The 23,003-nt window shown below is 31.2% G+C and carries 19 protein-coding genes and 1 tRNA gene; 17 read left to right on the top strand and 3 right to left on the bottom strand.

Going from position 1 to position 23,003, the window contains the following annotated elements; translation table 11 throughout:
• Window positions 1-9: 9 nt before the first annotated feature.
• The gene (locus ACY3JJ_RS08315) at window positions 10-429 is read left to right on the top strand and encodes a Clp protease N-terminal domain-containing protein (RefSeq protein WP_463091577.1); all 420 of its coding nucleotides are present in this window, start codon (window positions 10-12) and stop codon (window positions 427-429) included.
• A gap of 71 nt (window positions 430-500) precedes the next feature.
• Window positions 501-595: transfer RNA gene (locus ACY3JJ_RS08310), tRNA-Ser, on the top strand.
• A gap of 18 nt (window positions 596-613) precedes the next feature.
• On the opposite strand, the gene ACY3JJ_RS08305 is transcribed toward ACY3JJ_RS08310, so the two are convergent.
• Entirely contained in the window at window positions 614-1,231 is a 618-nt protein-coding gene (locus tag ACY3JJ_RS08305) for a histidine phosphatase family protein (protein WP_463091576.1), read from the bottom strand.
• 78 nt (window positions 1,232-1,309) lie between these two features.
• Between ACY3JJ_RS08305 and ACY3JJ_RS08300 the strand changes: the two genes are divergently transcribed.
• The 12 genes from ACY3JJ_RS08300 to ACY3JJ_RS08245 all read left to right on the top strand — a co-directional run bounded on the left by ACY3JJ_RS08300 (window position 1,310) and on the right by ACY3JJ_RS08245 (window position 18,424).
• Entirely contained in the window at window positions 1,310-2,170 is an 861-nt protein-coding gene (locus ACY3JJ_RS08300) for a helix-turn-helix transcriptional regulator (RefSeq protein ID WP_463091575.1), read from the top strand.
• A gap of 207 nt (window positions 2,171-2,377) precedes the next feature.
• Window positions 2,378-3,703 (top strand): ABC transporter substrate-binding protein, encoded by a 1,326-nt coding sequence (locus ACY3JJ_RS08295; protein WP_463091574.1) that lies wholly within the window; start codon window positions 2,378-2,380, stop codon window positions 3,701-3,703.
• A gap of 97 nt (window positions 3,704-3,800) precedes the next feature.
• The gene (locus ACY3JJ_RS08290) at window positions 3,801-6,659 is read left to right on the top strand and encodes an extracellular solute-binding protein (protein WP_463092601.1); all 2,859 of its coding nucleotides are present in this window, start codon (window positions 3,801-3,803) and stop codon (window positions 6,657-6,659) included.
• An 18-nt stretch (window positions 6,660-6,677) separates the two neighbouring features.
• Window positions 6,678-7,577, top strand: coding sequence for a carbohydrate ABC transporter permease (locus tag ACY3JJ_RS08285; protein WP_463091573.1), 900 nt, complete (start codon window positions 6,678-6,680; stop codon window positions 7,575-7,577).
• Window positions 7,578-7,604: 27 nt separating this feature from the next.
• The gene (locus ACY3JJ_RS08280; protein WP_463091572.1) at window positions 7,605-8,456 is read left to right on the top strand and encodes a carbohydrate ABC transporter permease; all 852 of its coding nucleotides are present in this window, start codon (window positions 7,605-7,607) and stop codon (window positions 8,454-8,456) included.
• Between the two features lie 6 nt (window positions 8,457-8,462).
• Window positions 8,463-10,535 carry a YIP1 family protein gene (locus ACY3JJ_RS08275; protein WP_463091571.1) on the top strand — a complete coding sequence of 691 codons (2,073 nt, stop codon included), beginning with the start codon at window positions 8,463-8,465 and terminating at the stop codon, window positions 10,533-10,535.
• An 11-nt stretch (window positions 10,536-10,546) separates the two neighbouring features.
• Window positions 10,547-12,757, top strand: a complete 2,211-nt coding sequence (locus ACY3JJ_RS08270; RefSeq protein WP_463091570.1) for a DUF5696 domain-containing protein — start codon at window positions 10,547-10,549, stop codon at window positions 12,755-12,757.
• Window positions 12,758-12,771: 14 nt separating this feature from the next.
• On the top strand, window positions 12,772-13,689 hold the full coding sequence (locus tag ACY3JJ_RS08265) for a carbohydrate ABC transporter permease (RefSeq protein ID WP_463091569.1): 918 nt from the start codon (window positions 12,772-12,774) through the stop codon (window positions 13,687-13,689).
• 12 nt (window positions 13,690-13,701) lie between these two features.
• Window positions 13,702-14,658: a carbohydrate ABC transporter permease gene (locus ACY3JJ_RS08260; protein WP_463091568.1), complete on the top strand. Its 957-nt coding sequence runs from the start codon at window positions 13,702-13,704 to the stop codon at window positions 14,656-14,658.
• 24 nt (window positions 14,659-14,682) lie between these two features.
• Window positions 14,683-15,261 carry a CIA30 family protein gene (locus ACY3JJ_RS08255; protein ID WP_463091567.1) on the top strand — a complete coding sequence of 193 codons (579 nt, stop codon included), beginning with the start codon at window positions 14,683-14,685 and terminating at the stop codon, window positions 15,259-15,261.
• 11 nt (window positions 15,262-15,272) lie between these two features.
• Window positions 15,273-16,919 carry a cellulase family glycosylhydrolase gene (locus ACY3JJ_RS08250; RefSeq protein ID WP_463091566.1) on the top strand — a complete coding sequence of 549 codons (1,647 nt, stop codon included), beginning with the start codon at window positions 15,273-15,275 and terminating at the stop codon, window positions 16,917-16,919.
• A gap of 176 nt (window positions 16,920-17,095) precedes the next feature.
• Window positions 17,096-18,424, top strand: a complete 1,329-nt coding sequence (locus ACY3JJ_RS08245) for an extracellular solute-binding protein (protein WP_463091565.1) — start codon at window positions 17,096-17,098, stop codon at window positions 18,422-18,424.
• Between the two features lie 21 nt (window positions 18,425-18,445).
• Here the strand turns inward: ACY3JJ_RS08245 and ACY3JJ_RS08240 are convergent, their stop codons facing one another.
• Window positions 18,446-19,834 carry an FGGY-family carbohydrate kinase gene (locus ACY3JJ_RS08240; RefSeq protein WP_463091564.1) on the bottom strand — a complete coding sequence of 463 codons (1,389 nt, stop codon included), beginning with the start codon at window positions 19,832-19,834 and terminating at the stop codon, window positions 18,446-18,448.
• A gap of 43 nt (window positions 19,835-19,877) precedes the next feature.
• Here ACY3JJ_RS08240 and ACY3JJ_RS08235 point away from each other — a divergent pair, with 43 nt between their 5' ends.
• On the top strand, window positions 19,878-20,408 hold the full coding sequence (locus ACY3JJ_RS08235; protein ID WP_463091563.1) for an NTPase: 531 nt from the start codon (window positions 19,878-19,880) through the stop codon (window positions 20,406-20,408).
• On the opposite strand, the gene ACY3JJ_RS08230 is transcribed toward ACY3JJ_RS08235, so the two are convergent.
• Window positions 20,403-21,173: an alpha/beta hydrolase family protein gene (locus tag ACY3JJ_RS08230; RefSeq protein ID WP_463091562.1), complete on the bottom strand. Its 771-nt coding sequence runs from the start codon at window positions 21,171-21,173 to the stop codon at window positions 20,403-20,405. The two genes, ACY3JJ_RS08235 and ACY3JJ_RS08230, sit on opposite strands and share 6 nt — an antisense overlap.
• Before the next feature lie 49 nt (window positions 21,174-21,222).
• Here ACY3JJ_RS08230 and trmB point away from each other — a divergent pair, with 49 nt between their 5' ends.
• Both trmB and pyrR read left to right on the top strand, forming a co-directional pair.
• Window positions 21,223-22,260: a tRNA (guanosine(46)-N7)-methyltransferase TrmB gene (trmB, locus tag ACY3JJ_RS08225; protein ID WP_463091561.1), complete on the top strand. Its 1,038-nt coding sequence runs from the start codon at window positions 21,223-21,225 to the stop codon at window positions 22,258-22,260.
• Between the two features lie 189 nt (window positions 22,261-22,449).
• The gene (gene pyrR / locus ACY3JJ_RS08220) at window positions 22,450-23,001 is read left to right on the top strand and encodes a bifunctional pyr operon transcriptional regulator/uracil phosphoribosyltransferase PyrR (protein ID WP_463091560.1); all 552 of its coding nucleotides are present in this window, start codon (window positions 22,450-22,452) and stop codon (window positions 22,999-23,001) included.
• Window positions 23,002-23,003 lie beyond the last annotated feature (2 nt).

Here is a 23,003-nt window from a genome sequence, read left to right as displayed (position 1 = left end):
GGAAATCTTATGAAGACTTTTAAAATTAGGGCTGATAAATTTTTGATTTATGCTCAAGAGATTGCATTAGCTTATAGTTCTCCTTGTGTTGATGTAGAGCATTTACTTTTAGGATTAATAAAAGAGGAAAATAGTATTGTTAGTGGGATTCTTAAAAAAATGGGAGTAGATTTAAAGAAAATAAAATTAGAACTTGAGAGAGAAATTAAGAATCTTAAAACTGATAGGTATGAAATGTATCCATTAAGCCCAAAATTGTCAAAAATTTTAGATTATGCTGAGGAATTTGCTAAAAAATTCGGTGATAATGCGATAAATTCTGAACATCTACTTTTGGGGATCTTAAAAGATGATACGTCTATTGCAAGTAAAATTCTTAATTCTCAAGGTGTAAATTTAGATAAAATAATTAAAGAGCTTCAAAAATAGTAAACGCAAATTTAGGGGTTTTCATTAATATTGCTTTTTGTTAACACCTTATGGTATAATCTTCAGTGCTTGGAGAGGTGGCCGAGTCGGTTTAAGGCAGCCGCCTGCTAAGCGGTTGTACGGGCTAAAACCCGTACCGAGGGTTCGAATCCCTCCCTCTCCGCCATTTAAAAATCTTTAGAACTTAAATCTCAAAGATTTCGTGCGGAAATAAATAGTTTAACCTTATAAGAATGAATTTGCCTTTATTTATTTTAAAATGAGTGACTGAGCAAGAGCTAACAGTAACTCTCCCAAAACCTAAGTAAGGAATTTCTAAAAAGACATATAAGGCTGCTCTTATTATTGCTCCATGAGTAAATATTGCTATTTTATGTTCTTGATGTTTTTCTAAGATAAATGCTTTCTCTAATTTCAATCTTTCATAGGCATTTTTAAAACTTTCACCTTTTGGAATTCTTCCTCTCTCAGTATGATATAACCATAAGTCCCTCTCTATTGGATATTTATTATGTACTTCTGTTACAGTAAGCCCTTCCCATTCTCCAAAATCAAACTCTATCCAATTGTTCCTTATAATAATCTCCTTATTTGACTTTTGTGATAGAGGAAGGGCTGTTTCATAAGCTCTTATTAAGGGACTTGAATAAATAAAATCAATATTTTCTTTAATTAGATATTCAGACAAGATTTTGGCTTGTTTTTTACCTCTTTCATTTAAGGGAATATCTGTTCTCCCCTGAAATCTTCCTTCTCTATTCCAATCTGTTTCTCCGTGTCTTATTAAATATATTTCTCCCATACTATAATGAAATTTTAACCAAATTTGTACATTTAGTCTATAATAGATATAAAAAAATATAATATTGTTAAGGTGAATATGAGGCTGAGGAAAGCAGATTTAATAGAAGATATTGATCATGGAACTCCAGATTTTCATCTTTTTGTTCATGAGGACATATTTGTCTATAAAAATGGTAGGATAGATCCTCATTGGCATAATGAATTTGAAATACTTTATATAAAAAAAGGTATAGGTAGATTTTATGTTGATAGCTATGAGTATAAAATAAAGGAAGGAGAGTATCTCTTTGTTAATGGTGGTGCAATTCATTCTGGAGAGGAACTTGTAAGAAGAACGATAGGATATGCTATTGTATTTGATCTTGGAATTCTTTATTCTGAAGAGCCCGATTACTGTAAATACGAATATTTTATGCCTCTTATTAATGAAAAAATATATATACCAAATTTGATAAACGATGACAAAATAAGAAGAGATGTGGAAGATATTATTGAAGTTTTTATAGAAAAACCCTATGGCTATGAACTTTTTATTAAAAGCTTGCTTTTTGATATTTTTGGAAGACTATTTAGATATTATGTACAACCTATTAAAACTGATGGTAGATTAGGTTATAAATTAGAAAGGATAAAAGATGTATTAAATTATATAAACAAAAATTATAACAAAGATCTTACATTAGAAAAGTTAAGTAAAGAAGTAGATATGAGTAAATTTTATCTTTGTAGATTATTTAAAGATAGTCTTAAGATGAGTCCGGTGGAATATATAAATAAAGTAAGAGTAGAGAAAGCTATAGAATTACTTAGAAACACTGATTTGAGCGTATCTGAAATAGCTTTAGAATGTGGTTTTAATAACATAAGTTATTTTATTAAAGTATTCAAGAGATATATGCAGATAACGCCCCTCAAATTTAGAAAGCAAAATTATTAAATTTATAAAGGTATTTATAAATCCTCAAAATCGTTAGGAACATATAAGTTTCAATCTATAATTAATCCATCCATGTTTTTAATGGGATTTTAATATAAAGCAAAATATTTTTATTTTTTACCAAAATTGTAGTAGAAGATAGAATTTTGTTAAAGATAAAATTAATTTGAAAGGTATGAATTTTTTTAAGGTGGGAGGTTTTAAGTCATGAAAAAAATTTTTCTCTTTTGTTTAATTTTTATGTTTTTATCTGTAACTGCTATAGTTCCGTCTTTGGGCCAAAAGGTATATACAGTAAAGGTTGGGAATTATACATTAAATATTGATGCGCAGAAGTACAGGGGTAAGACTATTTATGTTTGGCAATTTTGGCCAGAAGAAGAAAAAAGTAGTATTCCAGGTATTCGATCAGCAAAGCAAGTAAGAGAAGAATTTGAAAAAATAACTGGTGCTAAAGTACAGATCGTATATACAACATGGGAAAACTACAGACCTAAATTAAGTGCAGCCATATTGTCGGGAGCAGGAGCAGATGTAGTGTATATTGGTGCAGGTGAAAAACCTACTTGGATGATGAAGAAGATGCTCCTTCCTCTTAATAGATATATTGACTTTAAAGACAAAAATCTTTGGAATGCTGTAGGTTTTAGGAAAAGTACTGTAGACTTCTTCACATGGAGAGGACAAGTTTATGCAGTAACAAATATATATAATGATAACGTATTCCCATATATTCTTTATTATAATAAAGAGAAATTTGAGATGGCAGGATTACCAGATCCATTAGAGTTATATAAGCAAGGTAAATGGACATGGGATGCTTTCTTTAATGCAGGGAAGCAACTTACACAAGACACCAATGGTGATGGAAAAATAGATCAGTATGCTTATGCTACATGGGCAGTTACACAACCATTCCTTTATACTAATGATGTGGAAGTTGTGAAATATATTGGAGGTAGACCTGTTTTTGCAATGGATGATCCAAAGGCTTATAGAGCATTTCAGGCTATATATGATATGGATACAAAATATAAGATGAGACCTGCTGACTGGTGGACAGATCCACAAGGTAGATTTCAAAAAGGTATAACCTGTATGGATTATTGGGGTCCATGGGAACTTAGTGGAATGAGAAATGCTCTTGGTAAGAAGCTTGGAATAGTTCCGTTCCCGAAAGGACCTGATAGTAAGAAAAAGAGTGCCGATATGGCAGATGATGGTGCATGGGCTATTGCTTCTTCTTCTAAGGATCCAGAACTTGCAGCACTATACTTAATATGGATGCTAATGCCAACAGACAAAGAGAAGGAATTAATAGTGAAAGATCAGATAGAGAGGGTTGGCGGAAAAGAGATTTATGATTTGCTTTTAGATGCTTCTACGAGAGCAGTTATTGATCCTATATCTGGAATTCCTGGTTTTTGGGATCTAATTAATCAAATTGACGTAGCTAATCCTGCTAAATCTATAAAGGCCTTGAAACCTAAATTCCAAGCTGCTATTGATGCTATTTTAGAAGGGTTGAAGTAGTTTAATCTTAGGGGGAGAAGACAAAAAATAATTGTCTTCTCTCCCAAAAAGATATAAAATTGTTTACAAAAAAGTGGAGGAATGTAAATTGGAAAAGGTGATGAAAACTTTTCTGAAAGTGGTTACCTTCATATTTATTGTTAATTTCTTGCTTTCATTTTCTTTTGCTCAAAATCAGAATTATAAATTAAACGTTATTTTTGAACTTATAAGTAGAGAAAACTCTTATGAAACTTACATATCGAAATATGTAGATAAACCAAGACCTAAATCAGTTATTATTGTTCCTGGTGTGAAATATTCTAGTTTTTCTAAAGATTTAAATTTAAAAGTCTTAACTGATCTAACCTCTAACAAACATCCAGTTATATTTACTGGAGAGAATGGATATATAGAGTGGACTTTTAATATAAAAGAGGAAGGTTTATATAACATAGCAGTTAAATATTTTCCTATAAAAGGTAAAAATTCAAGTATCGAAAGAGAACTTCTTATTGATGGAAAAAGACCTTTTAATGAAGCCAGGATTTTGAGATTTGAAAGAATATGGAAAGATGGAGGACCTGCTTTAAAAGACAACAGGGGTAATGAACTTAGACCTATACAGGTGGAAAATCCTATTTGGGTAGAAAAGATTTTAGAGGATCCTGATGGTTTATATGCTGATCCTTTCCTTTTTTATTTTTCCCCAGGAAAACACACTATAAGGTTTGTATCAGTAAAAGAACCTATGGTTATTGATTATATAAAGATTTTTAACGAAGAAAAAAAACTAAAATATGAAGAAGTTTCACAAAAAAATAGGGAAGATAAGAAACTAAGCGGTATTTTCATAAAGGTACAAGGTGAAAATGCTACCTTAAAATCGGAGCCTACTCTTTATCCAATCTCTGATAGGTCTAATCCCCTTAACGAACCTTATGATTCTAGAAGAAAAGTATTAAATATCATAGGGGGATATAATTGGAGATCTGCAGGTCAGTGGATTGAGTGGAAATTTAGTGTACCTGAGGATGGTTTATATAAAATAGGAATTAAATATAGACAGAATGCTAATCCGGGAATACCATCAGAAAGAACTCTTTATATAGATGGAAAAGTTCCTTTTGAAGAGGTTAAAAATATTAAGTTTAAATATAATACTCAATGGCAATTTTCGTATTTGGGAAATGATAAAGATCCGTATTTATTTTATTTAAAAAAGGGTGAACATACCCTACGTCTTAAAGTTACTTATGAAAGTATTGCAGATATAATAAGAAATGTACTTCAATGTTCTATTGATTTATCTCAATTATATACAAAAATTGTTATGATTACTTCTCCTAATCCAGACCCTTACAGGGATTATCTGTTAGAGCAAAATATTCCTGATCTTATAGATACGCTTCTTAAAAATGCAAAATTATTGAGAGAAAATGCAGAAAAGATAAGGAAAATTGGTGGTGAAAAGGCAAGTGAAGCAGCTATCTTGGAAACTGTGGCAATTCAATTGGAAGGAATGGCAAGAGAGCCAGAAACAATTGCTCAAAGATTGCAAAGATATAGAGATAACTTATCTTCATTATCTGCATGGGTTCTTACAATTAGAGAACAGCCATTAGATATTGATTATATTGTAATAGCATCACAAGATGCACGTGTACCAAGGATAAATCCCAATATATTTGAAAGGGTTATTGATGCAACTAAAAAGTTTTTCATATCTTTTATTGAAGATTATAACTTAATTGGTACTGTATATGAGAAAGATAAGGCTATTAATGTGTGGGTACAAATGGGTAGAGATCAGGCTGAAACCTTGAAGATGTTAATAGATACTGAGTTTACTCCAAAGACAGGAATAGGTGTAAACATTAATATTATAAATACTGAGGCTGCACTACTTTTCTCGGTTGCATCAAAAGAGAATCCTCCAGATGTGGCTCTTAATGTACCTCGAGGTCTTGCTGTAGATTATGGAATACGTGGGGCATTAGTAGATGTTTCAAATTTACCCGGTTTTGAAGAAGTAAAAAGTAGATTTGCTAAATATGCTCTTGTTCCATATAGTTTCGGAGGAAAAGTATACGGTTTGCCAATGACTCAAGATTTTCCAATAATGTTTTATAGAGCAGATATCCTTGGTCGTCTAAACGTTGAGGTTCCAGATACATGGGATGAACTTTACAAAACTATCGCAAAGCTTCAGAGTTATAATTTACAATTTGCTGCAGGAACAGGTGGTACAAGTTTTGATATTTTCAACATGTTGCTTCTACAAAGGGGAGGAAAATATTATACAGAAGATGGTAAAAGGTGTGTACTAAATAATGAGGAAGGTGTAGATGCATTTAGAGAGTGGACAAATTTATATGTTCTCTATGGAATACCGCTTTATTATGATTTCTTTAACAGATTTAGAACAGGGGAGATGCCCTTAGGTATTGGTCCTTATACTATGTATAATCAATTTAAAGTGGCAGCTCCGGAAATAAGTGGATTATGGGGAATAGCACCTGTTCCAGGAAGAAGAAAATTAGATGGTAGTATAGATAGAAGTGTTGCTGGGGGTGGTAACGCAGTATTAATATTTGCTCAATCTAAAAAAATCCCTGAGGCATGGGAATTTGTTAGGTGGTGGTTATCATCTGATGTACAAGCAAGGTTTGGTAGGGAATTAGAGGCTGTTTTGGGGGCAGGTGCAAGATATAACACTGCTAATGTGGAAGCTGTGAGTTATTTACCATGGCCTTCTTCAGACTATAAGGTCCTTTCTGAGCAATGGAAATATCTTAAGGAGATTCCTAATGTTCCTGGTAGCTACTATACATATAGACATTTAGATAATGCTTTTAGGGAAGTAGTTATGCTTGGGGAAATACCAAGAGAAGCTATAGAGAAATATACTAAAGAGATTAATAAGGAAATTGATAGAAAGCGAGAAGAGTTTGGATTTGAATTAGCAAAAGAATAATTAGAGGGAGAATTTAAGATGAGGGGAAAATTTGAAGATTTATGGAAGGAAATTAAAAAGAATAAAGAATCTTATTTTTTAGTTCTTCCTTATTTTATATTTTTTTTTACTTTCACTGTAATTCCTGTTATTGTAGGAGCTATTCTTAGTTTTACCAATTATAATGTAATACAGATGCCTAGATTCGTTGGATGGAATAACTACAAAAGACTCTTTTTAGAGGATGATGTTTTTTTAATTGCTTTACAAAATACCTTTAAGTTTGCTTTAATTACTGGACCATTGAGTTATTTTGCTTGTTTATTTTTTGCTTGGCTTATAAATGAACTACCCCCAAGAATTAGAGCTTTTTTAACTTTACTTTTTTATGCTCCTGCTCTATCTTCTGCAATTTTCTTTATATGGACTTACATCTTTTCTGGTGATGTATATGGATTGCTAAATGGTATTCTAATGAATTTAGGTATAATAAAGGAACCAATATATTGGTTACAGGATTCTCGTATTAATCTATACGTGCTTATGGTAATTCAACTTTGGATGAGTTTAGGAACAAGCTTTTTAGCCTTTATTGCAGGATTTCAAACTATAGACAGAAGTCTGTATGAGGCAGGAGCAGTAGATGGGATCAGAAATAGATGGCAAGAATTGTGGTATATAACTTTACCTTCTATGAAACCCCAACTTATTTTCGGTGCTATAATGCAAGTTACTGCGTCCTTTGCTGTGGCTGACATATCTGCTCAATTGATTGGTTTTCCAAGTCCCTTATATTCGGCTCATACTATAGTTCTTCATATGTGGGATTATGGAAGTATTAGATATGAAATGGGATATGCGTCAGCAATAGCAGTAATTTTATTCTTAATAACAGTGAGTATTAACCAAGGAGTTAGAAAATTAATTAGGCCTGATTAATATTCATAAGGAGGTTTTACTTTTAAAATGAAATCAAGAATTAATAGATCTTGGTGGGGAAATTTGATACTAATAATTGTACTTGGAATTGTAGCAGTATTTATGGCTCTACCCCTTGTGTATTCTATAATGAATGCTTTTAAACCATTGGATGAATTATTTCTTTTTCCACCCAGATTATTTGTTAGAAGACCAACCTTAAAGAATTTTTTTGATCTCTTTTATCTCATGAGTAATTCTTTTGTGCCTTTTTCAAGATATCTTTTTAATAGTATTTTTATCAGTTTTATGAGCACATTAGGACATGTGCTTACTGCTTCTATGGCTGCCTATCCTTTGGCTAAACATAAATTTCCGGGAAGTAAGTTTTTGTTCAATCTTGTGATATTTTCTTTGATGTTTTCAGGTTATGTTACCAATATTCCAAGGTTTATTATAATGGCTAAATTGCGGCTTTTAGATACATATTTTTCTCTTATTCTCCCCTATATAGGGGCTACCTTAGGTTTGTTCTTGATGAAACAGTTTATGGAACAGATTCCAGATTCCTATATTGAATCTGCTAGGATTGATGGGGCAAATGAGTTTAAGATATGGTGGTATGTGGTTATGCCTAATGTAAAGCCTGCGTGGCTTACTCTTATATTATTTGCTTTTAGAGATACATGGAATGATACATATACTCCTTCATTATATATTCATAATGAGGCTATGAAGCCTTTTTCCTTAGCACTTACCTATATTCAACAAGGAGGCTTTGTAAGAGCCGGAGCGGCAGCAGCTGCTGCTATTCTTATGATGTTACCTTCTTTAATTATTTTTATAGTGACCCAAAGCAATGTAGTAGAAACTATGAAATCTGCGGGTATTAAGGAGTAATTGTTTATGATAAAAGGAAGAAGATTTTACATTAAATTAATAGTTTTTCTTTTTCTGATTTTTTCTGTAACTTATGCAGGTATACCTTATTACACTTATATTTATAATGAGCGACGTAGACCAGTTCCTTCTTTACCTGCTTATGAGCCTGAAAAGATCTATACGGGTGAAACTATAGGATTAGACAAAGATTTTTCTTCACCAGAAGATCTTTTTGTAGATAAAAGGAATGGAGATATATATGTAGCAGATACAGGAAATAATAGAATTATTGTTATAGACAAAGATTTTAGAATTAAGAAAATTATTGATGGTTTTATCAATAATGGTAAAAGAGATGGATTTAAAGCGCCGACAGGTTTATTTTTAACCGATGAAGGCAAACTATATATAGCAGACTCTCAGAATGCGAGAATTGTGATTTTAAATCCAGATGGTTCTCTTTTTAAAATTGTGGGAAAACCTGTGGGGGATGTTATACATAAGGATTTTGTATATATTCCTAAAAAAGTGGCTGTGGATAAATTGGGAAGAATATATGTTGTAGCAGAGAATGTGGTTGAAGGTTTAATACAGTTTAGTCCGAATGGAAATTTTGAAAGATTTTTTGGAAGTAATAGGGTTGAGGTAAATCCAGTAGAACTTTTCTGGAGAAGAGTACTTACAAGAGAACAGAGATCTAGACTTGTACTTTTTATTCCGATTGAGTATAGAAATGTAACAGCTGATGAAGACGGATTTATATATGGATGTGTAAGAGCTTGGTATGACCAAATTAAAAGATTAAATGCCTTAGGAGACAATATTATTAAGCAGGAAGGTCGCACGGGCGGTATGTATGGTGATCTATATTTTGGTTTTACTGTTAGAGGAGAAATTGTGGATATTGCTGTAGATGATTCTAAGAATATTTATGTTTTGGATGGTAGAGTAGGTAGGGTTTTTGTTTATAACAATCTTGGTGATTATCTTTTTGTTTTTGGTGATATTGGAAATCAAAAGGGGACTTTCCAATATCCAACCGCTATAGATATAGATAAAGGGAAAGTTTTTGTTTTAGATGAGAATAAGGGTACGATAACTACTTTTAAACCTACTACTTTTGGAGATTTAGTATTAAAAGCGAATTCTTATTATGTGCAAGGTTATTATGGAAAAGCTGCTAATATATGGGAAAAAGTTGTAAAGATGGATGCTAATTATGATCTTGCTTATATTGGTATAGGCAAAAACTATCTTCATGAAGAAAAATATAAAGAAGCAATGGAAAGTTTTAGACTTGGTTTTTATCCTACAGGATATTCAAAAGCCTTAAGAGGATACAGAATAGAGTATATGAGAAGTAATTTTACATTAATAATGAACACTATACTTTTGTTGATCTTAGCTTTATATTTGATAAACAGATTTTGGGGAAATACTATTAGAAGTCATTACCATAATTTTCTCAGAAAGCATGAACTTTTTTATACTGTAATGTTTGTTTTTTATGTGATTAGGCATCCTTTTGATGGATTCTACGAGTTAAAAAGGAAACCTAAAGCTTTTAGAGGAGCTCTTATCTTATTAATTTTTATAATTCTCTCTTTTATAATACAAAGGTTAATGACTGCTTTTCATTTTAATCCATATCGACCTGAAGAATTGAATATTCTCTTGGAGATAGGCAGAGTGTTAATTCCTATTTTAGTATGGGTGATTATAAATTGGGCGGTTACCACCATAATGGAAGGAAAGGCAAAAATGAGAGAAATTTTTATTATGACAGTATATGGTATTTTCCCACTAGCTCTTTTGATTTTGCCTCAAACTTTATTGAGTCATGTTTTTACCTTAGATGAGGCAGCATTTTACTATTTCATAGGTACTACAGGAACTCTTTGGTCAATATGGATCATTCTTTCTGGCATGATGGAACTCCAAGAATATTCCCTAAGCAAAGCTATAGGAACGTCTTTAGTAACCTTAGGTGGAATAATATTTGCTATGTTTATAGGTATGGTTTTCTTTGCTACTTTTCAACAATTTATTAGATTTGTCTATACAGTTTATTTGGAGATTAAATATATGATTGGTTAAGGGGTGAAGAGATGGGAAGATACTTCTTGAAATACAGTAATTTTTTTGTAGTCATATTAATTCTTTTATTAATTATCCCTCTATATAGCCAAGATAATGGTTTGAAAGTTGTAGCTCAAAATGAGAGATTCTCTATGTTGCTTAATAGTCAAACAGCTGAAGTTATGATAAAGGAGAATAAAACAGGAAAAATTTTTAGACAATTTCCAGAAAATTGGGAAAACGATCCTTCTATGGGTGTTACTAAGTTTAGTATTCCATCTCATTTAGTGTTAGAGATGGCAGATCAAGAAGGGAAAATTACTGTTTATAATACCTATGCTTTAGGAGTTATGAGAGGAAACTATAAAGTGAAGAATATTAAGAATGGAATAAGATTTGATTATGAGTTTTCTACTCAGGGCTTATCTATTTCTATAGAGTTTTATTTGACCTCATATGGGTTAAAAGTTAGGGTACCTATGGATTCTATAAAGGAAGAAGGAGATTTAAAGTTAAATAGAATATGGGTTTTACCTTATTTTATATATGGTGAAAAAAGGGATAATGGTTATCTTGTTTTGCCTGATGGTTCTGGAAGTTTGGTAAGATTTGATCATAAGGCTGGAAATGAAAGAGGATTTGAAATTCCAATATATGGTTTAGATTATGGACTTCCTTTATATGATATGCCTCCAAAAACAGAGAATATAAATTTACCTATATATGGAGTAAAGAGAAACGATTTAGGAATCTTAGGAATTATTGAGAGTGGGGATGCTGATGCAAGTTTGGCTTGTTATATGGCAGGTAATGCTACTTCATATTATAGGGTTTATCCAATCTTCAATTATCGTAAGATTCATAAGTTCTTACTTTATGAAAGGGAGGCATCTACAGGACAAGCAGGAGAAGTGGTAGATGTATTGGTAAGTAAGTTTTCTCCTTATACTCTTAAGAGTGATATTGTTATAAATTATTATCTTTTTTCTGGTAAAGATGTTGATTATTCTTTAATGGCAAGAACATATAGGAATTATCTTCTCGATAATAGATATCTTTATAAAAAATCTGGAAAAGTAGATAAAGTACCTTTTAATTTGACAATTATAAATAGCGTAAAAATAAAAACTACTAAAGCTGGAATTCCTGTTGTTGATCTTTTTCCACTTACTACTTTTGATGAGACTATTAAGATATTACAGGAATTAAAATCTAAAGGTATTGATAATATAAACCTTATTTTGAAAGGGTATCAATCAGGGGGATATATGAGTAAGATCACAAATGGAGTAAAAGTAGAAGCAAGAATTGGAGGAGACAATGGATTAAGAAGGCTTTTAGATTATTGTAAGAAGAACAATATACCTTTATATTTAACTGCAGAAATTATAGAAATACACGAATCTGGTAATGGTTTTTCACCTTCAAGAGATGGAAACAGATATTTAAATAATGGTCTTGCTTTTCTATATAAATGGGATCCTGTTATTAAGAAGAAGAATAGAGATTATGATCCATGGTTTATTGTGCTTCCAAGTAAGGTTCCAAGTTATTTAAACAATTTTTTGAAGGGTATATCTAAATATGGAATAAATAATGCTTTAATCGAGAAGATGGGAGAGTATGTTTATTCTCAAAATAAATTTCCAAGATTGCTCTCCAGAGAAGAGGTAATTTCATTATGGAGAGAGTCTTTATCCAGTAATAAAGATAAATATAACTTTATATTTACCTCTGGTAATCTTTATATTCTTCCTTATACTTCTATGCTTCTTGATGTTTCTCTTGATTGTAGTAATTTTTCAATAGAATCAGAAGCTATTCCTTTTTATCCAATGATTATTCATGGGTATATTCCTTTTAGTGGAAAACCAGGGAATTTAAGAGAGAATCAAAAGAAAGAATTTTTAAGAATGGTAGAGTATGGTGCTATACCTTATTATATGTTCATTTATAAAGATTCATCATATTTTAAAAAGAGTTTTTATAACGAAATGTTAAGTTCTAATTATAAGGATTGGATTGATCAAGCAGTGGAAGAATACAACAAAGTTAAGGATTTATATCTGAATATATATGATGTTCCTATGAAGTCCCATAATAAGCTTACAGATGGTGTTTATCGAGTTGAGTATGAGAATGGGGCTGAAATAATAGTTAATTACAATAAAACATCTTATCTATACAAAGGTAAAATGGTTAGAGGAGAAGACTTTTTATACTCCTTAGGAAAGAAATAAGGAGGAAACAATTTATGAAAAAACAAAAAAAATTTAGAACTTTAGCTCAAAGACAGGCAAGAATAGGTAGATTGTTTGTTTATCCATGGCTTATTGGGTTTATGGTATTTTTTGCATGGCCTTTTATTCAATCTATAATTTTTGCATTTAGTCAATTAGATGTTTCTCCAGAAGGGTATAAATTGACTTTTGTGGGGTTGAGTAATTTTATAAAGGCTTTAAGGGAAGATCCTAATTTTATAAGATATCTGACCACTGAAATTGGAAATATTGTGGTAAATATTCCTTTAATAATAATGTTTTCTTTATTTATTGCTCTACTTTTAAACCAAAGATTTAAAGGAAGAACCATAGTGAGAGCTATTTTTTTCTTACCTGTTGTTGTTATGTCAGGAGCATTACTTTATGTTTTAGAATCTAATTCTTTGGAGCAATTTAATATTGGTGCCCAAGCAGGAATGGCTATGTCTAACTCACCTTTTTTGAGAGGTATAGATTTTAGAATGTTTTTAGTAAGGATAACAGGTAATATTCCATTTTTAATGCCTATTATTAATGCCATTGATAGGATATATGAAATTATTTGGAAATCAGGTGTGCAGATACTTATATTTTTAGCTGGATTACAATCTATTCCTTCATCATTGTATGAGGTAGCCCAGGTAGAAGGAGCAACTTCTTGGGAAGTATTTTGGAAGATTACATTGCCTATGATTTCTCCTATTATTCTTGTAAATGTCATATATACAGTTATAGATTCTTTCACTGATTATAGTAATGATGTACTTAGATATATCCTTGAAGTAGCCTTTAGACAATTAAATCATGGTTATAGTGCAGCTATTGCATGGCTCTATTTCTTGATTGTAGGTATTATTTTACTTATTTTAATTTGGATTATATCTAAACGGGTATTTTACATGAATGAGTAGGGAGGAAAATATATGTTTAAACAATATAAAAAAGAAGAATTAATTCTTATATGGAAGCATAAAATAAGTATCTGGACATATAATATTTTAAAAATTTTACTTTTTATAGGTCTTTCTTACGTATTATTAAGACCGGTTCTTTTTATGTTAAGTACAGCACTTAAAAGTAGAGAAGATCTTATTGATCCTACCGTAGTATGGATTCCAAAGCATCCAACTCTTGAAAATTTTATATTGGCGTTTAAATCTTTAAATTATTTTAATGCTTTTAAAAATAGTCTTATTATTTCTATTATTCCTGCTATTTTTAATGTTATTGCTTGTTCCATGATAGGATACGGACTTGCCAGATTTAAATTTAAAGAGAGGGAAATTATATTTGCACTTATTATATTTACCCTTATAGTTCCACCCCAGGTTTTGCTTATTCCTTTGTATGTGTTTTATCAAAGGTTTGATATCTTAGGTATTATCAGATTAATAAGGGGAGAACCTCTAAATCTGTTAAATTCCTATTATCCTATTATCCTTCCTACCATCTTAGGTGGTGGTTTAAGAAGTGGTCTATTTATATATATTTTTAGACAGTTTTTCAGAGGTATGTCTAAGGAGTTAGAAGAGGCAGCTTATGTGGATGGTGCTTCTCCTTTTCAAACCTATCTTAGAATTTTTATTCCTAATTCTATACCAGCAATAGTGACTGTTTTCCTATTTTCGGTGGTTTGGCATTGGAATGATGTTTTTGAGCCATCTGTTTTTATAGGTGATTTTGATAAGTATACTCTTTCTTTAAATTTAGCAAATATAAGATCCATTATTACTGGTGGTACCCAAATATTTGATCCTTTACTAATATTGCCGCCCCAGTATGCTGGAGCCATATTAGTTATTTTACCTATGCTAATATTCTATATATTTACCCAAAGATTTTTTGTTGAGAGTGTGGAAAGAACAGGAATAATTGGTTAAAAATATTTAAAAGGGGGTATTTATATGAAGAGATTCTTAAAGATTTCTATTCTTTTTTCAATGCTTGTAACATTAATTTTTTCTCAAATAAGTAATGTGTTATTAGTCTATGATGGTGAGAGTGACAATTCTAATTTGTCTTCGTTGGGTTTTTGGGTTGCTCCCGAAGGTTGTAAGGCTGAAGAAGTAGAGGGTATAGCATATTCTGGTAAGAGAAGTATTAAAATCAGCTTTGTTTGGGAAAGCTGGTGGGCTGGGATGGGAATTAATTTTGCAAAGTGGAATTTTGATAATAAAGACAAAATATTTGATATATCTCAATATAAAACTTTAGAGTTTTATATTAAATCTGAGAAAAATGATAATTATAATCTTTTAATAACCCTTGCTGAAGCACCAAGTGAAAAAGGAGGAAAAGAGGTTTATTCTGAAAAATATACCATTACAGATGGAGTACCTACTTCTTGGACAAAAATTTCAATTCCTTTAAAGTCTTTTGTTACTGTAGATCTAAAAAGAATATGGGGGATGAGCATAGAGGTTTCTGGGGTTCCATCTGGAAAGACTATTTTGTATGTGGATGACATCAAATTTGTAAAATAAGGTGATGTATTATGAAAATTATTGGGATAATGGTTTTGCTAAATTTACTATTCTTCTTAATAATCTTTTGTAACCAAGGATATGCAAGTTCATATAAGGGAAGTTTTAATTATATTGATCCTCATAAAGCAGTAGAAGAAATGGATCCTGGATGGAATCTTGGAAATTCTCTTGATGCCATACCTGATGAAACTTCTTGGGGAAATCCTAAGACCGAAGGATATATCTTTGACGATATTAAGAAAACAGGATTTAAAAGTGTAAGAATTCCTGTTACATGGATCGATCATATGGGGCCTGCTCCTGACTATAAAGTGGATGAGGCTTGGATGAATAGGGTAGAAGAGGTTGTGAATATGGCTCTTGAAAGAGATCTTTTTGTAATAATAAATGTCCATCATGATTCTTGGAGATGGCTGAGTAAGGAGATGAAGCAAGATAAAGAAAGAACAATGAGAAAATTAGAGAAATTGTGGGAGCAGATAGCAAAAAGATTTAAGGATTATTCAGAGAAACTGATTTTTGAGATAATAAATGAACCTACTTATGAGGGGTTCTCCGAAGAAGAGGCTGGAAAAATTCAAAATGAAGTAAATGAAAGGATTCTAAAACTTATAAGAAATTCAGGAGGATTTAATGATAAAAGATTATTAGTAGTACCTCCACTCTTGACAGATACATATAAGGCTGAGAAATACTTAATACCTCCAAAGGATGAAAATATAATTATTGGTATCCATTATTATTCGCCGTGGGATTTTGTGGCTAATTGGTGGGGAAGGAAAACATGGGGAAGCAATAAAGATAAAACACAGATGGATAATGATATTCGTATTGTTAGAGAAAAATTTCCAAATTATGCTTTTATAATTGGTGAGTTTGGAGTATCTAATGGGAATAAACCAGCAGAGTGGTATTTTATTAATAACCTTATAAGAACAGTTAAAAAATACAAGATGGCAACCTTTTATTGGGATAATGGTTTTGATAATTATAATAGGATAAATAGGATGTGGAGGGATGAAGTACTTGTGAAAATCATTATTAATGCTACGATGGGGAATCCTAACGCCTTTTTAAATCCTGGGGTACTTTATTTAAAAGAGAAACAAGAGATTAAAGATATAGTGATCTCCTTAGAATTGAATGGGAATAAATTGGAAGGTATATATTTAGGGGAAAGGAAATTAGATTTAAATAAAGATTACATTTTGCTTAAGGATGATCAAGTTTTATTGAGATCCAGTTTAATAAAAACGATAATTAAACCTGGTGTATATGGAAGAAATGGAATTCTCATGTTTAAATTCACAAAAGGAGTAGATTATCCTTTAGAGATTATTCAATACAAAGACCCAGTTTTATTAGATAAACCATTTAATATTATTAGTGGAGTGCCAATGGATGCAAAATTTCTTATTAATTTTAACGGTACAAAATTATGTGCGATAAAGATTTTTGATGCCAAAACTGGTAGACCTATTAGAGATTCATGGACTCCTTATCTCAGAGGTTGGGATGACTTTAATGTTGTTGAATCACAAGTGGTTATAAAAAAGCAAGTTTTTGAAAATCTCCAGAGTGGAACAAATCTAAAAATAATTTTTGAATTTTTCCCAGAGGATGTGATATTGGAAACTACTGTACCGGTATTATAAGAGCAAATTTTTGCTATTTTAGGTCAATATAATGTTAGTTATTATTTTCAAAGTGATGTACTATGTAGATAAATACTATGGAAACTATTTACAAAGAAAGGGGGTATATGGAAAGAATTAAAACTTTTAGACCTAAATATCTTTTAATTTAAATTTATTAAAGGGGAGGTTAAGGAATGAGTAAAAGGTCTTTGTTTATTTTGTTCTTTATAATTTTCTTTTCTTTTGTAACTTTTGTTCCTGGTTTTGGTCAGAGAGTATATACGGTAAAAGTTGGGAATTATACATTAAATATTGATACACAAAAGTATAGGGGTAAAACTATATATGTATGGCAACATTGGCCTGAGCAAGAAAAAAGCGATATTCCTGGTGTAAGATCACCTAAACAAGCAAGGGAAGAATTTGAAAAGATAACTGGTGCTAAAGTAAAGATTGTATATGTAACATGGGAAACCAAGGTAGAGAAACAAACTGCTGCTATTTTGTCTGGATCTGGAGCCGATATTGTATACATAGATAGTAGACAGAAACCTACTTGGATGATGAAGAAGATGCTTCTTCCTCTTAATAGATATATTGACTTTAAGGATAAAAATCTTTGGAATGCTGTAGGTTTTAGGAAAAATATTTTAGATTATTTCACATGGAGAGGACAAATTTATGCAGTAACAAATATATATAATGATAATGTATTTCCATATATTCTTTACTATAATAAAGAGAAATTTGAGATGGCAGGGTTACCAGATCCATTAGAGTTGTATAAGCAGGGTAAATGGACATGGGATACCTTCTTTGAATTAGGGAAGCAACTTACACAAGATACCAATGGTGATGGAAAAATAGATCAGTATGCCTATGCAAGTTGGAGAACTTATCATCCTTTCTTATGGACTAATGATGTTTTACCTATAAAGTATATAGGTGGTAGGCCTGTATTTAATTTAGATGATCCTAAGGCATATAGAGCATTCCAAGCCTTGTATGATATGGATGCAAAATATAAGATGAGACCTGCTGACTGGTGGACAGATCCACAAGGAAGATTTCAAAAAGGGATAACCTGTATGGATTATTGGGGTCCATGGGATTTAACTAATATGAGGAATGCCCTTGGTAAGAAGCTTGGAATAGTTCCATTCCCAAAGGGGCCTGATAGTAAGAAGAAAAGTGCTGATGAAGGTGATGATGCAGCATGGGCTATTGCATCTTCAACTAGTGATCCAGAGCTTGCAGCATTATACTTAATATGGATGCTAATGCCAACAGACAAAGAGAAGGAATTAATAGTGAAAGATCAGATAGAGAGAGTTGGCGGAAAAGAGATTTATGACTTACTTATAGACGCATCTACAAGAACAGTTATTAATCCTGCTGCCGGTATTCCTGGATTCAATGAGCTTATGGATCAGATTGACCCAGCAAATCCTGCCAAGTCTATAAAATCATTAAAACCTAAGTTTGAAGCAGCAATTAATGCAATTCTTGAAGGTTTGAAATAATCTAAAGAGAGGGGCTTCTGGCTATACTCCCAGGAGCCCCCTGATTTTTTTGTATCTTATATAATTATCCTCAAAAATCTTTGAAGATGTTGGTGATATAATATCAAAAGGAGATTCCTTAAAATTTTTTGTATTTTTCACATTTGAATTTTCAGCAATAAGAAGTGCTAAGCCTTTTGAGGTAGATTCCTTTTCTTTTGAAATATATATAGGTTTGTTTAATATATTTGCTTTTAATTTAATGATTTTTTTAAATCTACTCATACCCCCACTTAAATAGATTCTCTCTATTGGTATTTCCAAATTTTCAATGTTTTCTAATATATATCTACTTTCATAAAAAACTCCTTCCCATACTGCCTTGATAAGGTCTTTTATCTGAGTATTTAAATCTATCCCATAAAAAATTGCCTTAATGTTTTCCTTATATTTTCTTGAATCTTTACCTAACAAGAATGGAAAAAATAGGACATTAGTTGGAGTGTATTCTTCAATGATTAATTTCCATTTCATATTATCTTTTAACCATTTTAATATTCCTCCCGAAAAGTGTATTCCTGCTATTAAATAATAGAAGTTTTTTATGCATCCCACCGAGAACCCTAATTCTCTTACTGTTTCTTTTAACAAGGGTTTTTTGGTGTGGAGTATAAAGGCCTCAGCTGTTCCCCAGGAATCAAATATTGAGTTTTGAAGATTATAAATAAGGCTTCCTATGGGATGATCATGCCCACCTAATATAATAGGAAATGTATTTAATGAGAATTTGTTTTTAATAGAGATATCAATTTCACCAATTATAGATCCTGTAGGTTTAATATCAGGTAATTTTTCAGGTGATATGTTACATAATCCTAAAATTTCTTCAGACCAAGTTTTTTTATTTATGTCAAAGAGAAGCATTCTGCTAGCAAGAGAATAATCTGTAACTAATTTTTTACTTAAATAAAAGTTAATAAAGTCCACGGCATTTATCCATTTGTATGCTTTCATCCAAATATCTTTTTCCTTTTTTTGAAGCCATAAAATCTTTGCCAATGAATATTTATGATGAACTTTAAGTCCAGTGATATAAAATACATCTTTTTTGCCAATACTTTCGAGGATTTTTATTTCTTCTTTTCCCTTATCATTTAACCATGAAAAGATTGGAGTTAATGGATTTCCATATTTATCTATAAGTAAACCTGCTTCACCCATTCCTCCCACAGCTATACCCTGTATATCTTTTTTGTATTTTCTTTCTAAATTAGAGAAGAAATCATTGAGGTGATGGATGATCTTTAAGGGATCAATTGTATAGTCAGATGAGATTGGAGTAGGAAAAATTGTCTTTTTTTCTATTTTTCCTTTATGGTTCCACAAAATTATTTTTAAATTTGTAGTTCCCAGATCTATTGTAATATACATAGATCATAATTTTTAACTTATATATGTTATAATACAAAAATTTATGAGATTCAATGGTGAATCAAGGATGAAAATTTTTGTGACAGGAAAGCCTGGAGTTGGAAAGACTACTTTACTTAAGAGGGTTGATGCCTTTTGTAGGGAAAGGAATATAAGTACTTGTGGTTTTATTACAGAAGAGGTTAGAGATGGAAAATTTAGAATTGGATTTGATATGATTTTACTGAAAACAAATGAGAGAGTCAATTTTGCATCTGTATATAATGTTACTCTTTATAGGTTTGGGAAATATTATGTAGATATAGATTGTTTTGAGAAAATAATAGAGGATGTATTTTGTCAAAAAGGAGATATATTTATTATAGATGAAATAGGAAAAATGGAGTTTTTATCTCGTAAATTTAGAGATAAGATTTTTGAAATCTTAAATAGTGATCAAAATATAATTGCATCTTTACATAGGGACTTTATAACTACATTTAAGAAATATGGTAAAACATATTATCTTACTCCTGAAACTAGAGATCTGGTTTTTAAGGAAATAAAAGAAGAAATTATATCTACCTTTTTATAATGTCTCTTTAAACCATCTTAAGGTACTGTCTATGACTTTTCTTTCCCATTCAATGGAGTTAAAAGTATGATCTGCCCCTTCTATTATTTCTAGTTTGGCTTTATGAGTTTTCTTAATTCCTTCGTAATAATCATAGGCATGTTGTACTGGTACTACAGGATCACTACTTCCATGAATAATTAATACAGGCAATATTCTTTTTTTTAATTCTTCTAATGGTTTTATTCCTACTATTTCAGCTAAAAATTTTTTACCCACAGAATTTCCCCCAAGATCAATAAAATCTCCATAATCTTTAATCTTTTGCATTTCTTCTGGGGATCTGTTAAAGAATATATCAAAATGACATACAGCGGACCATAAAACACAGGATTTTACAATAGAACTTCTTCCAGAAGCAATACTGGCCACTGCTCCACCCATAGATAGACCTAATATACCTATTCTTTCTTTGTCAACTAAATTATTTTGTCTAAGAAAATCAAGAGCTATGAGAGCATCTGAGACTTCACCTTCTACAGTCATATCTTTGAAAGAACCCTCACTGTCTCCAGAACCACGAAAATCAATTCTTAATGCGCCAATCCCTTCTTTTGCAAGAGCTTCCGCTGTATTTACAAAAATTCTATGAGGTTCTACTTTTGTACCTGTAAAACCATGACAAAAGAGTACAAAAGGTGCAGGTGTTTTTTCAGGTATATGAAGGACTCCAAAGATTTTTTGCCCAAAATTTTCTAACACTATTGGTTCTCTTTTTTCTCTCATTTTGACCTCCTTTTCTCAAATTATGAATTAGTATATCATAACATCTAATATGGAGAGTTTATTATTAAAAGAAAAAGATTTAGGATTTTTTCCAGATTGGGAAAGTATATTTGGAAGGAGAGCTCCTATTTACTTAGAAATTGGAATGGGGAATGGGGAGTTTTCTATATGGCTTGCTCAAAATAATCCACATATTAACGTTATTGGAATAGATGTATCAAAAGAAATACTTAAAAAGGCTGAAAGGAAAGTAAATAAAGCCAATTTAGAAAATCTGAGAATTGCAAGAATAGAAGGAGCTAAAGCTCTCTGCAAACTATTTAACTCCCAATCTTTAAAGGCTGTCTATATGAATTTTCCTGATCCTTGGCCAAAAAAATCCCATAAAGAAAGAAGAATTATAAACGATGCTTTTTGTTATCTTTTAGGAGATAGATTAGAAATAGAAGGGCATTTTATTATGGCAACTGATAGTTTAGATTATGCTAATTATACTGTAGATATTTTTGAAAAAATAGGAATTTTTAAACCTTTATGGGAAAAAAGCATAATAAATGATTTTCCTGAATATTATAAAACGAAATATGCAAGAAAATGGATATCTATTGGGCTTCCCATCTATTATATAGGCTATAAAAAAGTGGAAACAATAGAGGTGCCGTTATGGATTAAGGATTTTTATCCTCTTTTGAAGTTAAAGAAGGAGGAGATTATTATGCCTTATATAATTATGGAATTAAGAGAAGATCTTAAAATAGAAGAAGTTCTAAAAATTCTTCCTAAGGGTATATATGAAAAGGATAATAAGATAATTAATTATATAAGTTTCTATTCGAAGGAAAATGAGATATTAGTTGATACCATTGTAATAGAAGGTTCACTAAAACAAAGATTTTTTATCGCTCTTTATCTTAACGATCATAAACTAAAAATATCAATACATGAAGCAACAGATCCAGATCCTACTTATGGTGTACATGAGTCAATGGCTATTATTTTTTCTTGTTTGCATAAGAGATTTAATGAACTAAAAATTCTACAAAATACATGTAAAAAAGAGATTGTAGAGAAGTTTTTGAAGTATTAGTTTTAATTGACACTTAATCTTTTCTTTTTTATAATACATTGGTCCTTTAATTTAGCCCAGTGAGGCTAAAAAGGGAGGAAAATTGAAAAAAAATATAAATAGAAATGATTATAAAGCGGACATATCCATAATAAAAATGGGTATGTCCGCTTTTTTTATCTTTATAAAAGAAAGGGGGTTAAAGAATCTATGTATTTTCAGGAAAAGGCACGAATAATGGATAAGGAGGCTATACAGCGAGCTCTTAAAAGAATTGCCCATGAAATCATAGAAAGGAATAAAGGCGTAGATAACGTAGTACTTATCGGAATAAGAAGAAGAGGTGTACCATTGGCTAAAAGGTTACAAAGATTTCTTGCTGAGATAGAGAGAAAAGAAGTTCCTGTTGGTAGTTTAGATATTACCTTATATAGAGATGATCTGAATTTAAGATTGGATCAACCAAAGGTGGGTAAAACGGAAATTAATTTTTCCATTGAAGGTAAAGATGTGATTTTAGTGGATGATGTACTTTACACAGGAAGGACGGTAAGATCTGCTTTGGATGCTCTTATGGATATAGGTAGACCAAGAACAGTACAACTTTCTGTTTTAGTTGATAGAGGTCATAGAGAACTTCCTATTAGAGCTGATTATGTTGGAAAAAACGTACCTACCTCTCGAAAAGAACAAATTGAGGTTAGATTGGAAGAGATAGATGGGGTAGATGAAGTTGTAATTGGAGAATGGAAGGAGGAATAATA

Source organism: Dictyoglomus sp. DH (assembly GCF_055181375.1).
The sequence above is the reverse complement of the archived record's forward strand: the minus strand, read 5'-3'. Positions and strand labels throughout refer to the sequence as shown.